The following is an 18,471-nucleotide window of genomic DNA, read 5'->3' as shown; positions in this document are numbered from 1 at the left end:
ATAAAATAGTTAAGTAATTATGCAAAGTTAATTACCGAATAATTAATAATTAATAATTAAATAATTCGCGCCTTGAAGCCTCCCCTTGATCGGGGAAATAAAGAAATAATATTTCCTTATATTCAATTCCGTAGCGGTTTTAACCAGAGGTAATTATCAATTATCCATTATCAATTATCAATTAATGAAATATTTTGATTTTTTAAATAGCATTAACAACGAGAGAAAAGCAAAATAACCCAATCTATTGAATATTAAAAAAAGACAAAGATATAGGGAAAGCCCCTCAAAAAACTTATTTTAAACAAAACTAATTAAAAACTGTCCTAATCATGGCAAAAATCACTCACAAAGAAGTATTCGACCTCCTAATCAAAGAAGTTCTTGAAGCTTACCCACACGTGGAAAATAAGTTGGATTTTGTATCTAAAGATATTTTAGAGCATCTTCTCTCTAATAGTGATGGAGTGAGAGAAAGATTGCGTAAGGGATCTTTTACAAAAGATGATGGTAAAGTTAATCAAACCGAAGCTTTTTTGCTCACCTGGGTCGATGAAGTATGGGATGTAGAAAATGGTAATCAAGAGTTATATAAAAAATTTATCTCTGAATTAAATGGAACCCCACAAGAGTTTGATTTATATGACAAAGAAGTACCTCAAATTAATTAATAATTAATAATTAATAATTGATAATGAAAACTATAGTAATCTGCGCTTATGTTGTCAAAATTAAAAAACTAGAAATAAACTCCGAAACTTTTACCTATTAACTATTGCCTTCAGAGCTATTCTCAAAAAGTAGTAAGATTTGTGACACGAATAAAATAGGATTGCTATATCTTTAAATTATCAATTATTAATTATCCATTATTCAAATGCGCTTAAAATCTCTAGATGTATTCCGTGGCATTACTATTGCTAGTATGATTCTTGTTAATAACCCAGGCAGTTGGAATCATGTTTATCCACCCTTACTTCACGCAAAATGGTATGGCTGTACACCCACAGATTTAGTATTTCCCTTCTTCCTATTTATCGCAGGTGTAGCAATGACTTTTTCCCTGTCAAAATACACCGAAAAAAAACAAGCAACTCCAAAAGTTTATCGGCGAATTTTACAAAGATGCCTAATACTTTTTCTCTTAGGTTTACTACTAAATGGCTTTCCTAATTACAACTTAGCTACTATTCGTATCATGGGAGTATTACAACGTATTAGTTTAGCCTACCTCCTCGCAGCGATCGCCATCCTTAACCTTTCGAGAAAACAACTTTATGGACTTGCCACTGTATTACTAATTGGATACTGGATAGCCATGCAGTTAATACCCGTTCCTAATTATGGCCCTGGCGACCTTTCCCCAGAAGGAAATCTTGCTGCTTATATCGATCGCCTCATTCTTACTCAACAACATTTGTGGGCAGGCAAACCATACGATCCAGAAGGACTATTTAGCACCTTACCCGCTATAGTCACAATTCTCATTGGTTACTTTGTTGGAGAATGGCTCAAACATCAACCAACCAAAAGTCGCACCAGCCTAAATCTAGTAATTTCCGGTCTAAGTTGTTTAGTAGTCGGGTCTCTGTGGGGACTATTTTTTCCCATCAATAAAGCTTTATGGACAAGTTCCTATGTAATATTTACCTGCGGATGGGCCTTACTGTTATTAGCTGTTTGTTATGAGGCGATCGAAGTTCGAGGTTGGCAAAAATGGGGACATCCATTTGAAGTAATGGGATTAAATGCCATATTGATATTTGTCGCCTCTGGATTTTTAGCCAGACTTATAATTTATAACAAAATTAGTATGGTTGAGAATTCTCCTACTATTAAGACATGGATATATGAACAGTTTTTCCAATCTTGGGCTGGTTCATTTAATGGTTCTTTGATTTTTGCTATTGTTAATGTGTTATTTTGGTGGGGAGTTTCTGATTTAATGTATCGTCGCGCTTGGTTTGTGAAAGTTTAATCAACATTAAGCATTTAGCTATTAGGTTTCAGAATTCAGCGCAAAACTTTCGGCAAATACTCAGACATTAAAGTCATAAGTCGCCACAGATATAATTTTTCTTCATTCTGTTAATCATATAGTTAGCCGATGAAAATCTATGAAATTACTCATCCAGAAAATTCCCTTTTTTTCCGAGTCAAACCTCAGACAAATACTCAGACATTAAAGTCATAAGTCGCCACAGATAGAATTTTTCTTCATTCTGTTAATCATATAGTTAGCCGATGAAAATCTATGAAATTACTCATCCAGAAAATTCCCTTTTTTCCGAGTCAAACCTCAGACAAATACTCAGATATTAAAGTCATAAGTCGCCACAGATAGAATTTTCTTTATTAAATTACTCATCAAGAAAATTCCCTTTTTTTCCGAGTCAAACCTCAGACAAATACTCAGATATTAAACTCATAAGTCGCCACAGATAGAATTTTTCTTTATTAAATTACTCATCAAGAAAATTCCCTTTTTTTCCGAGTCAAACCTCAGACAAATACTCAGACATTAAAGTCATAAGTCGCCACAGATAGAATTTTTATTCATTCTGTCAATCATATAGTTAGCCGATGAAAATCTATAAATTACTCATCAAGAAAATTCCCTTTTTTTTCCGAGTCAAACCTCAGACAAATACTCAGACATTAAACTCATAAGTCGCCACAGATAGAATTTTTCTTCATTCTGTCAATCATAGAGTTAGCCGATGAAAATCTATAAATTACTCATCCAGAAAATTCCCTTTTTTTTCCGAGTCAAACCTCAGACAAATACTCAGACATTAAACTCATAAGTCGCCACAGATAGAATTTTTCTTCATTCTGTCAATCATAGAGTTAGCCGATGAAAATCTATAAATTACTCATCCAGAAAATTCCCTTTTTTCCGAGTCAAACCTCAGACAAATACGCCGATGAAAATCTATAAATTACTCATCCAGAAAATTCCCTTTTTTTTCCGAGTCAAACCTCAGACAAATACTCAGACATTAAACTCATAAGTCGCCACAGATAGAATTTTTCTTTATTAAATTACTCATCCAGAAAATTCCCTTTTTTTCCGAGTCAAACCTCAGACAAATACTCAGATATTAAACTCATAAGTCGCCACAGATAGAATTTTTCTTTATTAAATTACTCATCAAGAAAATTCCCTTTTTTCCGAGTCAAACCTCAGACAAATACTCAGACATTAAACTCATAAGTCGCCACAGATAGAATTTTTCTTCATTCTGTCAATCATAGAGTTAGCCGATGAAAATCTATAAATTACTCATCCAGAAAATTCCCTTTTTTTTCCGAGTCAAACCTCAGACAAATACTCAGACATTAAACTCATAAGTCGCCACAGATAGAATTTTTCTTCATTCTGTCAATCATATAGTTAGCCGATGAAAATCTATGAAATTACTCATCCAGAAAATTCCCTTTTTTTCCGAGTCAAACCTCAGACAAATACTCAGACATTAAACTCATAAGTCGCCACAGATAGAATTTTTCTTCATTCTGTCAATCATAGAGTTAGCCGATGAAAATCTATAAATTACTCATCCAGAAAATTCCCTTTTTTTTCCGAGTCAAACCTCAGACAAATACTCAGACATTAAACTCATAAGTCGCCACAGATAGAATTTTTCTTCATTCTGTCAATCATAGAGTTAGCCGATGAAAATCTATAAATTACTCATCCAGAAAATTCCCTTTTTTTTCCGAGTCAAACCTCAGACAAATACTCAGACATTAAACTCATAAGTCGCCACAGATAGAATTTTTCTTCATTCTGTCAATCATAGAGTTAGCCGATGAAAATCTATAAATTACTCATCCAGAAAATTCCCTTTTTTTCCGAGTCAAACCTCAGACAAATACTCAGATATTAAAGTCATAAGTCGCCACAGATAGAATTTTTCTTCATTCTGTCAATCATATAGTTAGCCGATGAAAATCTATGAAATTACTCATCCAGAAAATTCCCTTTTTTTCCGAGTCAAACCTCAGACAAATACTCAGACATTAAACTCATAAGTCGCCACAGATAGAATTTTTATTCATTCTGTCAATCATATAGTTAGCCGATGAAAATCTATGAAATTACTCATCCAGAAAATTCCCTTTTTTCCGAGTCAAACCTCAGACAAATACTCAGACATTAAACTCATAAGTCGCCACAGATAGAATTTTTCTTCATTCTGTCAATCATAGAGTTAGCCGATGAAAATCTATAAATTACTCATCCAGAAAATTCCCTTTTTTTCCGAGTCAAACCTCAGACAAATACTCAGATATTAAAGTCATAAGTCGCCACAGATAGAATTTTTCTTCATTCTGTCAATCATATAGTTAGCCGATGAAAATCTATGAAATTACTCATCCAGAAAATTCCCTTTTTTCCGAGTCAAACCTCAGACAAATACTCAGATATTAAACTCATAAGTCGCCACAGATAGAATTTTTCTTCATTAAATTACTCATCAAGAAAATTCCCTTTTTTTATCGTAAAATTCTACAAATATCAGTAGTGGAATAAATTTTTCATAAAAGTCTAAGTTAACAAGGAGTTAAGCAATTTTCTTTATGCAAGATTATAGTTGCATCTGCCGCTATAATAAAATATACTTGTTATTTTAGAACTCAAAAATTAATTATGTTTTTTGTTGATAAACCATACGTCTCAGAATTTTTCAAAGCTACCGTCAGAGATAACGCTATTCCTATAGTAGGTACAGATATAGCTCAAAAAATGAGCCTTTACAGTGGCACAAACATAATTACTGAAGAACGAGCAATTGAGATAGTTAAACAATTAGATAATCCAGCTATTTATACTACCTCTGAAAATTCCTATGATTGGATATCAAAAAATTTACATTTCAGTGATATCCCTGAAAAAATAGAGCTATTTAAGAATAAGTATAAATTCCGGAAACTAACAAAATCAATCTTTCCCAACTTCTACTTCAGAGAGATACCGACAAAAGACCTCAAAAGAATAGAATTTGATCAAATTCCACTACCATTTATTATCAAACCAATAACTGGTTTTTTTAGCATGGGAGTTTATAAAGTTTCCAGTTACTCAGAATGGGTAAAAACCATCGATTTAATCACAGAGGAAATAGCTCAAACTAAAAACTTATATCCTGAATGTGTATTGAACACAAATTCATTTATCATTGAAGAGTATATCGATGGTGAAGAATTTGCTGTTGATGCTTATTATAACTCCATTGGCGAACCAGTTATCCTGGGAATTTTTAAGCATATATTTTCAGATAATAGTGTCAGTCAAAGAGTTTATTGTTCATCGAAAGAAATTATTGAAAGTAATCTTGAGGAATTTACAAATTTTCTCGAAAAAATTGGTAATTTGGCTAAAATAAAAAACTTTCCAGTACATATTGAGCTGAGAAGAAATAGTAATGGTATTTTATTACCTATTGAAGTAAATCCAATTCGATTTGGTGGTTGGTGTAGTACCGCATATTTATCTTTCTTAGCTTATGGATTTAACTCCTATTTATATTTTTACTACCAAAACAAACCAGATTGGTGTAAAGCTCTTCAAGGAAAAGAGGGAAAATTATTTAGTATGGTTATATTAGATAATTCTACTGGAAAAAATGTCAGTGAGATTACATCATTTAATTATGATAAATTGCTAGAAAATTTTGAAAATTCCTTAGAATTAAGAAAGATAGATTACAAACAATATCCTATCTTTGGCATCTTGTTTATAGAAACTAGAGAGGAGAATTTTCGGGAAATTAAAAACATCATAGATTCAGATTTAAGTGAATTTATTACAGTCAATAAATAGGTGGATATATTCAGGATTGATGTTAAGTTTTTGATGCAATTGAAATATTTTAGAGTAATATTAAAAAATAAAAAAAATAATAGGAATTAAGAAAATTTCTTAATTCCAGATTATAGTTGTATCTGCGATTTTCATAAAACATACTTGCTATTTTATATCTCAAAAATTAACTATGTTCTTTGTAGATAAACCATACGTCTCAGAATTTTTTAAAGCTACTGTCAGAGATAACGCTATTCCTGTAGTAGGTACAGATATAGCTCAAAAAATGAGCCTTTATACTGGCACAAAAATAATTACTGAAGAACAAGCAATTGAGATAGTTAAACAATTAGATAATCCAACTATTTACACTACCTCTGAAAATTCCTATCATTGGATATCAAGACATTTACATTTCAGCGATCTTCCTGAAAAAATAGAGCTATTCAAGAATAAGTCGAAATTCCGGAAACTAACAAAATCAATCTTTCCCAACTTCTACTTCAGAGAGATACCGACAAAAGACCTAAAAAGAATTGAATTTAATCAAATTCCACTACCATTTATTATCAAACCAACAATTGGTATTGATAGCCGGAAAGTCTATAAAGTTTCCAGTTACTCAGAATGGGTGAAAACTATCGATTTAATCACAAAGGAAATAGCTCCAACTAGAAACTTATATCCTGAAAGTGTATTAAATACTAATTCATTTATCATTGAAGAGTATATCGATGGTGAAGAATTTGCTGTTGATGCTTATTATAACTCCATTGGTGAACCAGTTATCCTAGGAATTTTTAAGCATATATTTTCTTCAGATAATAGTGTCAGTGACAGAGTTTATTTTTCATCGAAAGAAATTCTTGAAAGTAATCATGAGGAATTTACAAATTTTCTCGAAAAAATTGGTGACTTTGCTAGAGTAAAAAACTTTCCAGTACATATTGAGCTGAGAAGAAATAGTAATGGTATTTTATTACCTATTGAAGTAAATCCAATTCGATTTAGTGGTTGTTGTGGTACGGCAGATTTATCTTTCTTAGCTTATGGTTTTAACCCCTACTTATATTTTTACTATCAAAAAAACCAGATTGGTGTCAAATTTTAAAAGGAAAAGAGGGAAAATTATTTAGTATAGTTGAGTTAGATAATTCCACGGGAAAAAATGTCAGCGAAATTACATCATTTAATTATGATAAATTGCTCGCAAATTTTGAAAAACCCTTAGAGTTAAGAAAGATAGATTACAAACAATATCCTATCTTTGGCATCTTGTTTATAGAAACTAGAGAGGAGAATTTTCGGGAAATTAAAAATATCTTAGATTCAGACCTAAGTGAATTTATCACAGTCAATAAATAAGTTGATATATTTAGGGTTGATGTTAAATTTTGATGCAATTAAAATATTTTAGAGGAATATTAGAAAAAATACCAAATAATTTCTATATAGCAAACCTTAATAACACCTAGCTCAATTCCCAAAAAGTTTGCTAAAGTTATGCCCTAATCGCTAATATATATTTATTATTATTTTAGTGTCAAAAATTTTGACTTTTAAATTTTGAGTTAAAGACTATGATTCCAACCGTTATTGAACAATCTGGCCGTGGAGAAAGAGCCTTCGATATTTATTCTAGACTTCTACGCGATCGCATAATATATCTAGGAGAAGCCATAGATTCCGATCTGGCCAACCTAATTGTCGGCCAATTATTATTTTTAGATTCAGAAGATCCAGAAAAAGATATTTACCTATATATCAACTCCCCTGGTGGATCGGTCAGTGCAGGGATGGGTATTTATGACACTATGAGACACGTTCGCCCCGATGTCTGTACTATTTGTATGGGAATAGCTGCCAGTATGGGAGCATTTCTTCTCAGTGGAGGAACAAAAGGCAAAAGAATGAGTCTACCCCACGCCCGAATTATGATTCACCAACCATTAGGTGGAGCACAAGGTCAGGCCACAGATATTGAAATTCAAGCTAGGGAGATTTTATACCTCAAAAAATACCTGAATGACTGTTTAGCAGACCACACAGGTCAACCCATAGAAAAAATAGTAGAAGATACAGAAAGAGACTTTTTTATGTCAGCTACAGAAGCAGTGGAATACGGCTTAATTGACCAAGTTTATAACCGTAACCCCTCTAATTAGGGTCTGCTGAAAAAATTGGTTGGTGGGGGTAGGACACGGGGACGGGGAGACGCGGGGACGGGTCGATTTGTGGGTAACAGGCAACGGTTTCGGCCATTTTATGTGAAGAAATTTTCTTGAATTTCAGCAGAAAATTTCAGTAAATTGATGCCAATAACAGCCATGAACTAGGAGATAAACTGAATATAAAAAGCTCCATTACCACAAGCTATCCTGACTTTTAGCTTTATAACCGTAACCCCTCTAATTCTTAACCAATTTTTTCTTAATTCCCGCTAAATTTTTGTCTTTTTCTTTTGGGTTTAATACCCTGCCGTCTACAGGATATTTATAACTGGTTGGGGTTTGAGTCCCCATCCATTTTTTCCTTCTTCTTTCTTACTTTTTCCTTCTTCTTTCTTACTTCTTCCTTCTTCCTTCTTCCTTCTTCCTTCTTCAAGGCGTATCTAATTTCTCTAAATTTTGTAAGAAATCTTGCAATTGTTCATAGGAAAGACGGGTACGACCTTCCTCTCCATAATTTTTTTTGAGATAAGTTTTTCCTTTTGTTGAATTCCAACCCAAACGTTTAATTTCATTGGTAGTTTTACCAAATACCTCTAAATACTCCAAAAAGCTTTGTAACTCATCTACACTTAACTGTTCCAAAGATTCTTTGTTATGACTATATTCTAAATAATCTTTTTGTTGTTTAAGCTTCCATCCTTGACTCTTACTTTCCTTTGTAACCTTAAGCAAAATATCTAAATATTGATGGAAATTAAATAATTCTTCTGTTGTTAAAAATTGGCGTGTTTTTTGATGATAATTTTGCTCTAGAAAATCTCGCTCTTTTTCTTTCGTCCAGCCTAAACTATCAATTAAAATATCTATCTTAACATTGTCATCAGATACATCGTATGATGAACTTAGTGAAGAATTTTCATCATTAGTATCCATTGATTGATCTATTTCTACTGATGAATCTATATATTTTGGTGTAGTTATTTCACCACTATCTATATCATTATCATTTCCAGAGCTTATTAATGCTTCTGTCGTCTCATCAATCTTTCTCTCCTCCTGTTCCGTACCATAGTCGGTATTTAACCAACTATTATCAAATCCACTAGAACTTTGAGTAGAATCGGGAATATCATCATACTTAATACTAGATTCTACTATTGGTAATTCCTCTGGTAATTCCTCTTTTTCTGCTGAGGTATAAATTTCTGATTTTTCCAACTCAGACGAAATAGTTGAGCTATCAGGAACCTCATTAGCATCTAAAGACGAAATAGTTGAACTATCAGGAACCTCCTTAGCATCTAAATTCGATCTTGCTGCTGGTACTTCCTCTATTTCTTTTTCTAAAGAAGTGTTGATATAAGTGTCAGTTTGTGGTAATGGAAGACTGACAGATTGAGGAGGACTAACAGATTGAGTAGGATAAATTGGAACAGAACTTTGAGGTGTAGAAATAGATTTATCCAGTGGAAGAATAGCAAGCGATCGCTTTCTAGCTTGGTCTTCTGCCAACTCCACAGTATCAGCCGCCCCTAACCCACAGGCCAAAGTTTGACCATTGACCTGCACTAGGACACGAACCACATATTTACCATTATGAATAGTAATTAACTCAGAGATTAAGCAACCTGTGGGGTAACAAGCTCGAAAACGTTCTAACATAATTGTCTACTTATTGAAACTTAGATCCAGTTAAAAGTCCAGTTTAGTACATTTGCTCAAAACTCAGAGCCATTTCATTGACACTCTCATCGTTAAATCAAAGATCATAATGCTCTAAATCCTGTTTGGATAAATTACTGATGAAGTTAGGAAACAACAAACAAGGAAAAATTATAAATTTGTTATATTAACCGGAGTTTGTATGAGAATTTCAAAAGACTTAGTGGCGCTCAAAGAAAAGATTTGTTTGAAGGTATCGCTATTATATTATGTGTAGTTGAATACTTAAAAATAAGGTATAGCAGAAGGAAGAAGAAAGAAGGAAAAATCTTGCATTGTCTGAGTTTTAATTCACCATTAGAAATAGCTCCACCTATACCTAATTATCCCAAAAAGCAACTAATCCCGTAATCCCGATCGATATTCAAGAAATAATGTTATGATTAGTACCTCAACTTATGGGTAACTTAAGTATTGGCAGATGAACCAGGACAGCGCGGCCAATCAGCATATCTGATGTCCAGAAAGCTATGGGACGATCTACTTGACAAACAATACAGTCCAAAGTTGATACCTTTTCTTATAGAATAAACAAAGGATTAAATTAGTCGCACGTCCATAAATCTGAATCACCAAAGAAGATAGCTAGGTGAGTACATAACTGGACAGTACAAAACGGCGGTGGGTCTCATCGTTGCTGCCTGTGGAGGTGAAGAGGATACTCAACCTTGGAAGCAGGAAGCCCTTTTCCGTGAGGGAGGGAAGCCCTCGTTAAGCTAGCGCTATAACGAGGGAGAACGTCACAAACGTAGGGTGAAGACAAAAAAGTACAAGCCATTTATCCTAATACATTCACAAAAAGTAGCAAAGATAGTGGTAAATACTAGATAGCTGGGCGGTTTTGTCTACGATGAAATAACTCTACTCAGTAAATGTCTTGCCAAAATTAGCTTATAAGCATTTAACTAGGGAAAGCTGATTTACAACTATCAAGGTGAGACAGTCAAGGCAGACTAATTTACTAAGATAGCTGAACCGATAACAAAAAGGATAAAACGCTACATGAAATTTTCCATCGCTACACTCCTAGCAAATTTTAGTGAAGACAAGTTAGTCGCTCCTAAAGCAGTGGAGAAAAAACTAGACTGTCAAGACAACCAAAGTATCAATAAATTACAAATTGCTTTGGATGCTCTAGAAAAAATAGGAGTTTTAGCCAAAGATAAAGGTCGTTATCGACGACTATTTGAAGACTCTGTTGTAGAAGCAAAACTGCGCTGCTCCAGTAAAGGATTTTGTTTCGCCATACAAGACTCAGAAGGAACTGAAGATATTTATATCCGGGAAAGTCATCTGAGCAACGCCTGGAATAGCGATCGCGTCTTAGTCAAAATCATCAAAGAAGGCAGTCGTCGTCGGAGTCCAGAAGGAGAAGTAAAATTAATCTTAGAACGTGCTAACCCTTCCTTGTTAGCCAGAATCAAACAGATAAATGGACATAATGGGGAACCCTATTATCGGGCAGTTCCCCTAGATGATCGCTTACTATTTGAAATAGACTTAGTACCAGAAAATTCTGACCTAGGGAATGCCATCGATCACCTCGTCCATGTCGAAGTATTGCGCTATCCCCTGGGAGAAAAACGTCCAATAGGAAAAGTAGTTCAAATTCTCGGTTCCGATGCAGAAGCTGCAGACGATCTGGATATAGTATGTTGCAAACATGACTTGCCCAGGTCTTTTTCTGATGCTGCGATCGCAGAAGCTGAGTCATTAGTTAAGCACTCGACCAAGGCCGATCAAAAAAATAGATTAGACTTGCGCGAACTGCTCACGGTTTCCTTTGGAAATGCCAATAAGAAAGACATTAACCATGCTCTGAGTATAGAAACCACTTCCTCTGGTTATTGGCGAGTGGGAATTCATATTGCTGATGTAGCATACTTTATTAAGCCAGAGTCACAACTAGACAAGGAAGCTCGTAAGCGAAGTATCAGCATATACCTGCGGGATAAAGTAATTCCGATCGTGCCAAAGATCGTATCAAGTGATTACTGTTCTTTACTACCAGAGAAAGATAGACTCGCTATATCTATCCTAATTACGGTCAATAAAAATGGTCAAATAGTTGAGTTTGAAATTGAACCTAGTGTGATCGAGGTAGATGCTCACCTTAGCTACGAACAGACGAAACAAATCATCAATGGCAATACAGAAGAATTAGTTAATCTACCCTCAGAACAAATAGAGAGTACAATTAATAAACTCAATAATGTCAGTCAAGCAGTCCGCAATGCCAGATTACGAAGAGGTGGTTTCGATCTAAATTTACCAGATGAAAAAAAGCTATTATAATGATGAGGGAGAATTGGGAGCAATGATAGTTCCCGAACTATTTCCAGCTAGAGCTATGGTAGCAGAATTAATTGTCCTAGCGAACCAAGCAATAGCAAGTCACTTAACTGCACTGGGAGTACCAGCAATTTATCGAGTCCAAAACACTCCAGATCCAGGAGACATTCAAGAATTTATTAAATTAGCTAGTAATCTTGGAGCTGAGTTATATCTGGAAGATGAAGAAGACGTGCAACCTGCTGACTATCAAGCATTTATTGAAGAATTTACTGCACAGAAATCAGAAAGAGTGCTGGCATACTTGCTTGAAGATACTTTGAAACCAGCTATTTATAGTACCATAGCTCAACCACATTTTGGACTAGCCTTGCAACATGGTTATGTTCATTGTACATCACCAGTTTCCAGATATTCTGACCTGCTGATTTCACGAGTATTACATACCATCTTTAATGAAGGGCGCGATCGCCGTTCGAGTCGTTCAAAAGAGGGTGTAGAACTAGGTCATTCTTCCTGTCATGGTAAAATCACCTGGAATGTTTTACCTCCAGAAATACAGCAAGAGTTGGAAGCACAACTAACATCAGTAGTTGTACATTTAACAGAACGAGAAAATGTGGCACAGGATGCTCAAGAAGACCTGGAGGGATTAATTAAAACTGGATTGATGAAAGAACGCACAGGGCAAACCTTCCAAGGTTTGATTACAGGAGTGCAGTCTTACGGTTTTTTTGTAGAAATTGAGATTTCCTCTGAGTCAGTAGAAACTTTCAGAGTAGAAGGTTTAGTTCATGTATCCTCTCTCAAAGATGATTGGTATGAATATCGTTCCCGGCAACAAACTCTTGTGGGGCGCAAAAATCGTAACCAGTATCGACTGGGTGATATGGTAGAAGTACAGGTCAAGAGTGTTGATTATTACCGCCAGCAAATTGATTTAGTTGCAGTGGGTGGTGGTAGCATTGCTTTTGATGATGATGAGTTTTCTACCCCTAGTCATCCTTATAGATATTAATTAAGTAGGGTGATGGGGTGATGGGGTGATGGGGTGATGGGGTGATGGGGTGATGGGGTGATGGGGAAAAAGTTAGATGAAATAGTCTAGTACGGGAGCAAGATGCTCCCACTTGGCTGGCATCTTGGCCGCGATAGGTGTACCTCATGGAGAATGGAAAGCGCTGTATGATGCACTACCACCAAAATATTTAGACTGTTTCATCTTAAATGTTGCAATAGATGTAGCTTGGGTTGAGGGACGATCTTTGTAGCTTATCCGTAGGATAAACCCAACAACAATCTTTCTCCCCTACTCCCTAATGCACTATTTTAGATAAAACAGTCCATATTTATCTTGTCAATTAACTGAAAAAGCTGATCACTGATAGCTGTTAACTGATAACTGAAATGCGGGTTGACAAGAAAATTTGACATGGTATTATATTTATAATGGAGAAGTTGTGCTCATATATACTCAATTTAAGTTAGGGCAAAAAAACCATACTTGCTTGTTAAGCAGCACCCCAGAAATTCTGATAACTGTTAACTGAAAAAGCTGAAAAAGCTGATAACTGATAACTGTTAACTGAAAAAATGCGGCCTGGAACAATCCTGAGAAACCATTACAAAATTATTAAAACTCTTGGCAGTGGAGGGTTTGGGGATACCTATTTGGCTGAAGATTTAGATTTACCAAGAAATCCGAAATGTGTTGTTAAACATCTCAAACCTAAAACCTCAGACCCAACTGTTTTTCCTATTGCTCTCAAGTTGTTTGAGAGGGAGGCGGAGGCGTTATACGAATTAGGCAGAGACTCAGACCAAATACCAAAATTATTGGCTCATTTCCAGGAAGGAACAGAATTTTACTTAGTACAAGAATATATAGAAGGGCACGATATAAGTAAGGAACTGACAGAGGGGAAAAAATTAAGCGAGTCTTACACTATTACTTTACTGACAGGAATATTAGAAGGATTAACAGTAGCTCATCAAAAAAATATTATTCACCGAGACATTAAACCACAAAATTTGATGCGCCGGAAGTCGGATAACAAAATAGTTTTGATAGATTTTGGGGCGGTCAAAGAAATAAGTGTATTAACTACTGCTAACCAACCTGGTGCAACAACTTTAACTGTAACGGTGGGAACTCCTGGATATATGCCAAGCGAACAAAGTAATGGCAGACCGAAACTGAGTAGCGATATCTATGCAGTGGGAATGGTAGGCATAAAAGCACTAACTGGGAAGGAACCAAAAGATTTACCTACAGACCAAGATACAGACAATATTATCTGGCGACAGGAGGCAAGGGTAAGTAATTATCTGGCGGATATATTGGATAAGATGGTGCAGGAGTATTTTCGAGAGCGTTATAAAAATGCGATGGAGGTATTGGAGGCGTTAAATATTTTAATTGCTCCACAACCAGTACCTGTTCCGACTCCAGTTCCGACAATAGCACCAACTATTCCATCTATTCCTAAAACAAAACCTATACTCCCTCGACTTCAGACATTTACTACTGTCAAAGTTAACAGGAGAGGAGAAATAATAAGTCGCACTGAAGGTCGAGCAGAAGTAATGACAGAAAACCTGGGTAATGGAGTCTCCCTAGAAATGGTAAAAATTCCCAGAGGTAAATTTCTCATGGGGTCTCCAGAGAGGGAAGCAAAAAGATCGAAGAGTGAAGGTCCGCAACATTATGTAGATGTGCCAGAATTTTTCATGGGCAAGTATCCAGTCACTCAAGCACAATGGCAAGCAGTTATGGGAAATGTGCGACCCGTTCCTATTAGGAGCCTCTAGAAACTAGAGGGGTATGAATAGGGTCTAACGAGGCCACGGCGGAAGAGCCTGTATAGTTCATCGCTATATGAGGCCACCAAAGAAGAGCCTGTTGGATAACTGAGTTACGGATGCTGGTGAAAGTCCAGCCCGTTAGGGGACAACGGACTCCCGACCTGGTCACACCGAGCTAGAACTTTTCACTAGCAGAGTGAAGCTGACATCAGGCCTCAACCAGAGCTAAGAGTGATAGGCACACTGGGGGTAATGGGGAGACGGCATGGGTACATTACGGAATGTCCTGAAAAAGCGTCTTAATGACCGGCAAGGAGTCACTCAAACCTCCTGACCGCACACGAGTATTCTCGCGTCAAAATATTTCCGTCAGACCCATCCCTGAGATTCGTGTAGGCGAATTGGGCAGCCCTAAACCGTCAAAACAATCTGTAACTCGGAACGAGGAAAAACGTTGAGAGAGTCTCTAGGAAAGGTCGAATAAGAGAGTAGGTGGGAAAGCACGGAAACCTCTCCAACGGGTAGGATGCAAGCGCAAATTGCTTGCAGGGTAATCAGCGTAGTGAAATTTAGTAAGAGAGTACGTTTAGACACATGAACAATCATAGTGAAACCTGGAGCAACCAAAACTGGAAGAAATTCCAGAAAAACCTGTTCCGCCTCCAAAAACGAATCTACAAAGCCATGCAGAATGGAGACACCCGCAAGGTAAAAAGTCTTCAACGTTTGGTGCTGAAATCCCATGCTGCAAGGATGCTGGCTGTAAGGCAAGTCTCTCAGCTTAATTCTGGGAAGAAAACTTGTGGGGTCGATGGACAAAAATCCTTAAACTTCAAGCAAAGGCTTAACTTAGCTCAAAAGTTAAAAGAAGCAAACCATTGGGAACATGAGGAATTAAGGGAAGTTGAAATCCCTAAGAAAAATGGGAAAATCCGAACATTAAAAATCCCAACCATCGCAGATAGGGCATGGCAATGTCTGATCAAATATGCCTTAGAACCCGCCCACGAGGTAACATTCCACGCCCGAAGTTACGGCTTCAGACCAGGCAGAGAGAGGTACACATGACGCTCAAAAATACGTCTTTGATAACCTGAAAAGTCAGGTTAAAGGTCACGAAAAGAGGGTAATCGAACTAGACATTGAAAAATGTTTCGACAGAATTAACCACAAGGCAATTATGACTAAGGTCATTGCTCCCCAACAGATAAAAACGGGGCTGTGGAGATGCTTAAAGGCAGGGGTATCACCTGAGTTCCCAGAACAAGGTACACCCCAAGGTGGTGTAGTATCACCACTACTAGCCAATATAGCATTAAACGGGATAGAGGAAATACATCCATCCGTAAGATATGCGGACGATATGGTATTTTTCTTAAAACCAAAAGATAACGCTGAGAAGATTTTAGAAAAAGTGCAGCAGTTCCTAGCAAAACGCGGGATGAATATATCAACAGAGAAGACAAAGATAACATGGGCAACGACAGGCTTTGATTTCCTGGGATGGCACTTCAAGGTGCAAGAAAACGGGAAATTTCGATGTACTCCCTCAGAGGAAAACTACGAAAAACTCCGCAAGAAAGCTAAAGCCATAGTCAACAACTCTGTATTAGCCACCGCCACCAAAGCGAAAAAGCTAAGTCCCATTATCAGGGGTTGGAGAAATTACCACCGATATTGCAAGATGGACGGTTCAAGGTTTAGTTTATGGTACTTAAACCAAGATGTTTTTATACGGTTTAGAGCCGATAAAAATAAAGGCAAAAATGAAGCTATAAAACTCGTAAATCAAGCATTCCCGGTGGTCTCGTACTCCGAAAACAAGTTCGTCATGGTTAAAGGGGAAAAATCTCCGTATGACGGTGACTTACTCTACTGGAGCAAAAGAAATTCCAACTTATATGATGGCAACCTCACGGGGTGACAAGCTAGTTGAAAGCTATATGTAGAGAAGAATTAGCCGAAAAACTTGAATAATACTTCAATAAAAAAGGAATGCTGGCTTGAGAATAGATGGGGGATGTGGTGCGATCGCCCACACCTCCCTCTAAAGTTGATTCTTTATTCAAACAAACTTGAAAACAGTTAAAAATATGATAAAAAAGGTTTGATAATTAGAAACAAAAAAAGAATAAAAAGTGAATATATTAGGCTTTTATCAAGACCATATTGAACAAAAATTGAATCAATCTCAAGTAATAACATTACAAATATTGTTATGCCTAATTTCCCGGTACAAAACTATACAAATATCAAAACTAACTAATTATTTTCCCCTGCCAATTAAAGCTGAAAGTAAGCGAAAACATATACAAAGATTTTTAACTATCAATGAATTAAGTCTACCTATTTTTTGGTTTCCTTTAGTACAAATTATGGTAGAAAAAATCTTCGGTTTTAACTCAGAATTAGTATTAATTTTAGATAGAACTGAGTGGCAAAATACTAATATATTAATGATTAGTGTAGCGACCGAAATTGAGAGGATTACCCATATATTGGAAATTTTTAACTCATCAAGGTTCGAGTAATTTAACAGAGCAACAAGCAGTAATGCGTCCGGTATTTAAACTCCTGAAAAAATACAAAATAGTCCTCATAGCAGATAGAGAATTCCACAGTATTTTCCGATCACATTGGCTGAAAAAATACCAAAAATATAACGTATATTTTGCATTGAGACGAAAAAAGTCAACCATGATTAAACGAGGTCAAAAATATTGTAATATATCAGAATTAAAGGTAAATATCGGTGAAACTAAGTTATTTTTGAATCAAAAAATTACTAAAATAAAGAGAGTAGGAATGTATAACTTACTGATATATGAAAAACAGAGATATCGTCACAAATCTGTTTCAGAAAAATGGTATATTTTAAGCAATTTATCCACAGCAGGGAAAGTCAAAAAAGTATATAGCCAAAGAATGGGAATTGAGGCCATGTTTAAAGACTATAAAACTGGTGGTTATAATCTGGAATCATCAAAAGCTAACGAAAAAAGGTTGAATAATTTAATTTTATTGATAGCTATTTCATACACAATTAATTCATTGGCAGGAGAAAAAATCAAAAATAAAAGAATTCAAGAATATATCTCAAGAACTAATGAAAAAAGAAGAAAATACAGAAGACACAGTAACTTTTATCTCGGATTATCTGGTATTAACTGGATAGTAAATGATAATTTTATGTGGGAATTAGTAGGAGATTTAATGATGCTAAATCCTCATAAAACCTGATTTTATCGAAGAGGAATTAAAGCTATAAATACACTACTTAATAAAGCCGTAATTTCTGCTTAATGATCGATTAATAAAAGTAATTTTTAAGTTGTTTAATAATATTATTTAGAAGTTTGCTTGAACTATTGTTCAACATAGGAGTGGGGTGTTGCGATCGCAACACACCCCCATCTATTCTCAAGCCAGCGTTCCCTTTTTTGATTGAAGTATTCTTCATCTTTTTCAGCTAATTCTTCTCTACATATAGCTTTCAACTAGCTTGTCACCCCGTGAGGATGGCAACACAGCAAAAGCGCTAAAACGACAAGGCTATAAATGTGGACATTGTGGACACTACTTGGACGGAAACGAAAGGGTACATCTGCACCATATCGACGGCAACCACGACAATTGGAAACCTAAGAATCTCTTAGCAGTACATGAGTC

12 protein-coding genes and 2 pseudogenes are annotated in these 18,471 nt (G+C 35.7%); 11 read left to right on the top strand and 3 right to left on the bottom strand.

Annotation, left to right across the window (positions count from 1 at the left end; translation table 11 throughout):
• Nucleotides 1–332 precede the first annotated feature (332 nt).
• From SAGCYANO_RS29970 to clpP, 5 genes are all read left to right on the top strand, one after another.
• Entirely contained in the window at nt 333–671 is a 339-nt protein-coding gene (locus SAGCYANO_RS29970; protein WP_202223399.1) for a hypothetical protein, read from the top strand.
• Between the two features lie 206 nt (nt 672–877).
• A complete protein-coding gene (locus SAGCYANO_RS29965) occupies nt 878–1,978 on the top strand; it encodes an acyltransferase family protein (RefSeq protein ID WP_202223398.1) in 1,101 nt (366 codons plus the stop codon).
• Nucleotides 1,979–4,657: 2,679 nt separating this feature from the next.
• Nucleotides 4,658–5,830 carry an ATP-grasp domain-containing protein gene (locus tag SAGCYANO_RS29960; protein WP_202223397.1) on the top strand — a complete coding sequence of 391 codons (1,173 nt, stop codon included), beginning with the start codon at nt 4,658–4,660 and terminating at the stop codon, nt 5,828–5,830.
• A gap of 172 nt (nt 5,831–6,002) precedes the next feature.
• Nucleotides 6,003–6,923, top strand: coding sequence for an ATP-grasp domain-containing protein (locus tag SAGCYANO_RS29955; protein WP_202223396.1), 921 nt, complete (start codon nt 6,003–6,005; stop codon nt 6,921–6,923).
• Between the two features lie 469 nt (nt 6,924–7,392).
• On the top strand, nt 7,393–7,977 hold the full coding sequence (gene clpP / locus SAGCYANO_RS29945; protein ID WP_202223394.1) for an ATP-dependent Clp endopeptidase proteolytic subunit ClpP: 585 nt from the start codon (nt 7,393–7,395) through the stop codon (nt 7,975–7,977).
• A 435-nt stretch (nt 7,978–8,412) separates the two neighbouring features.
• Here clpP and SAGCYANO_RS29940 read toward each other — a convergent pair whose 3' ends face one another.
• A complete protein-coding gene (locus SAGCYANO_RS29940) occupies nt 8,413–9,645 on the bottom strand; it encodes a hypothetical protein (protein ID WP_202223393.1) in 1,233 nt (410 codons plus the stop codon).
• A gap of 1,062 nt (nt 9,646–10,707) precedes the next feature.
• On the opposite strand from SAGCYANO_RS29940, the pseudogene SAGCYANO_RS29930 reads away from it, so the two are divergent.
• The 4 genes and pseudogenes from SAGCYANO_RS29930 to SAGCYANO_RS49555 all read left to right on the top strand — a co-directional run bounded on the left by SAGCYANO_RS29930 (nt 10,708) and on the right by SAGCYANO_RS49555 (nt 16,726).
• Nucleotides 10,708–13,015, top strand: a pseudogene (locus SAGCYANO_RS29930) (ribonuclease R family protein).
• A 575-nt stretch (nt 13,016–13,590) separates the two neighbouring features.
• Nucleotides 13,591–14,778, top strand: a pseudogene (locus SAGCYANO_RS29925) (protein kinase); the annotation flags it as partial.
• 618 nt (nt 14,779–15,396) lie between these two features.
• Nucleotides 15,397–15,870, top strand: coding sequence for a reverse transcriptase N-terminal domain-containing protein (locus tag SAGCYANO_RS49560; protein ID WP_307785999.1), 474 nt, complete (start codon nt 15,397–15,399; stop codon nt 15,868–15,870).
• Nucleotides 15,871–15,895: 25 nt separating this feature from the next.
• Nucleotides 15,896–16,726, top strand: coding sequence for a reverse transcriptase domain-containing protein (locus SAGCYANO_RS49555; protein WP_307786000.1), 831 nt, complete (start codon nt 15,896–15,898; stop codon nt 16,724–16,726).
• A gap of 4 nt (nt 16,727–16,730) precedes the next feature.
• Here SAGCYANO_RS49555 and SAGCYANO_RS29915 read toward each other — a convergent pair whose 3' ends face one another.
• A complete protein-coding gene (locus SAGCYANO_RS29915; protein WP_202220409.1) occupies nt 16,731–16,871 on the bottom strand; it encodes a hypothetical protein in 141 nt (46 codons plus the stop codon).
• 69 nt (nt 16,872–16,940) lie between these two features.
• On the opposite strand from SAGCYANO_RS29915, the gene SAGCYANO_RS29910 reads away from it, so the two are divergent.
• Both SAGCYANO_RS29910 and SAGCYANO_RS29905 read left to right on the top strand, forming a co-directional pair.
• Nucleotides 16,941–17,333: a hypothetical protein gene (locus SAGCYANO_RS29910; protein ID WP_237396849.1), complete on the top strand. Its 393-nt coding sequence runs from the start codon at nt 16,941–16,943 to the stop codon at nt 17,331–17,333.
• Nucleotides 17,281–18,042, top strand: coding sequence for an IS4 family transposase (locus tag SAGCYANO_RS29905; protein ID WP_202223390.1), 762 nt, complete (start codon nt 17,281–17,283; stop codon nt 18,040–18,042). Before SAGCYANO_RS29910 ends, SAGCYANO_RS29905 begins: the two co-directional genes overlap by 53 nt.
• A 125-nt stretch (nt 18,043–18,167) precedes the next feature.
• On the opposite strand, the gene SAGCYANO_RS48205 is transcribed toward SAGCYANO_RS29905, so the two are convergent.
• A complete protein-coding gene (locus SAGCYANO_RS48205; RefSeq protein ID WP_255502554.1) occupies nt 18,168–18,299 on the bottom strand; it encodes a hypothetical protein in 132 nt (43 codons plus the stop codon).
• Nucleotides 18,300–18,471: the final 172 nt, after the last annotated feature.

Source organism: Okeania sp. KiyG1 (assembly GCF_014132355.1).
Lineage (GTDB): Bacteria > Cyanobacteriota > Cyanobacteriia > Cyanobacteriales > Microcoleaceae > Okeania.
The sequence above is the reverse complement of the archived record's forward strand: the minus strand, read 5'-3'. Positions and strand labels throughout refer to the sequence as shown.

What these genes read in the sequence shown, in the direction of transcription:
- SAGCYANO_RS49560 (WP_307785999.1), top strand. Translation starts at nt 15,397, where the DNA reads ATGAACAATCATAGTGAAACCTGGAGCAACCAAAACTGGAAGAAATTC.
- SAGCYANO_RS29955 (WP_202223396.1), top strand. Translation starts at nt 6,003, where the DNA reads ATGTTCTTTGTAGATAAACCATACGTCTCAGAATTTTTTAAAGCTACT.
- SAGCYANO_RS29965 (WP_202223398.1), top strand. Translation starts at nt 878, where the DNA reads ATGCGCTTAAAATCTCTAGATGTATTCCGTGGCATTACTATTGCTAGT.
- SAGCYANO_RS29960 (WP_202223397.1), top strand. Translation starts at nt 4,658, where the DNA reads ATGTTTTTTGTTGATAAACCATACGTCTCAGAATTTTTCAAAGCTACC.
- SAGCYANO_RS29970 (WP_202223399.1), top strand. Translation starts at nt 333, where the DNA reads ATGGCAAAAATCACTCACAAAGAAGTATTCGACCTCCTAATCAAAGAA.
- clpP (WP_202223394.1), top strand. Translation starts at nt 7,393, where the DNA reads ATGATTCCAACCGTTATTGAACAATCTGGCCGTGGAGAAAGAGCCTTC.
- SAGCYANO_RS29940 (WP_202223393.1), bottom strand. Translation starts at nt 9,645, where the DNA reads ATGTTAGAACGTTTTCGAGCTTGTTACCCCACAGGTTGCTTAATCTCT.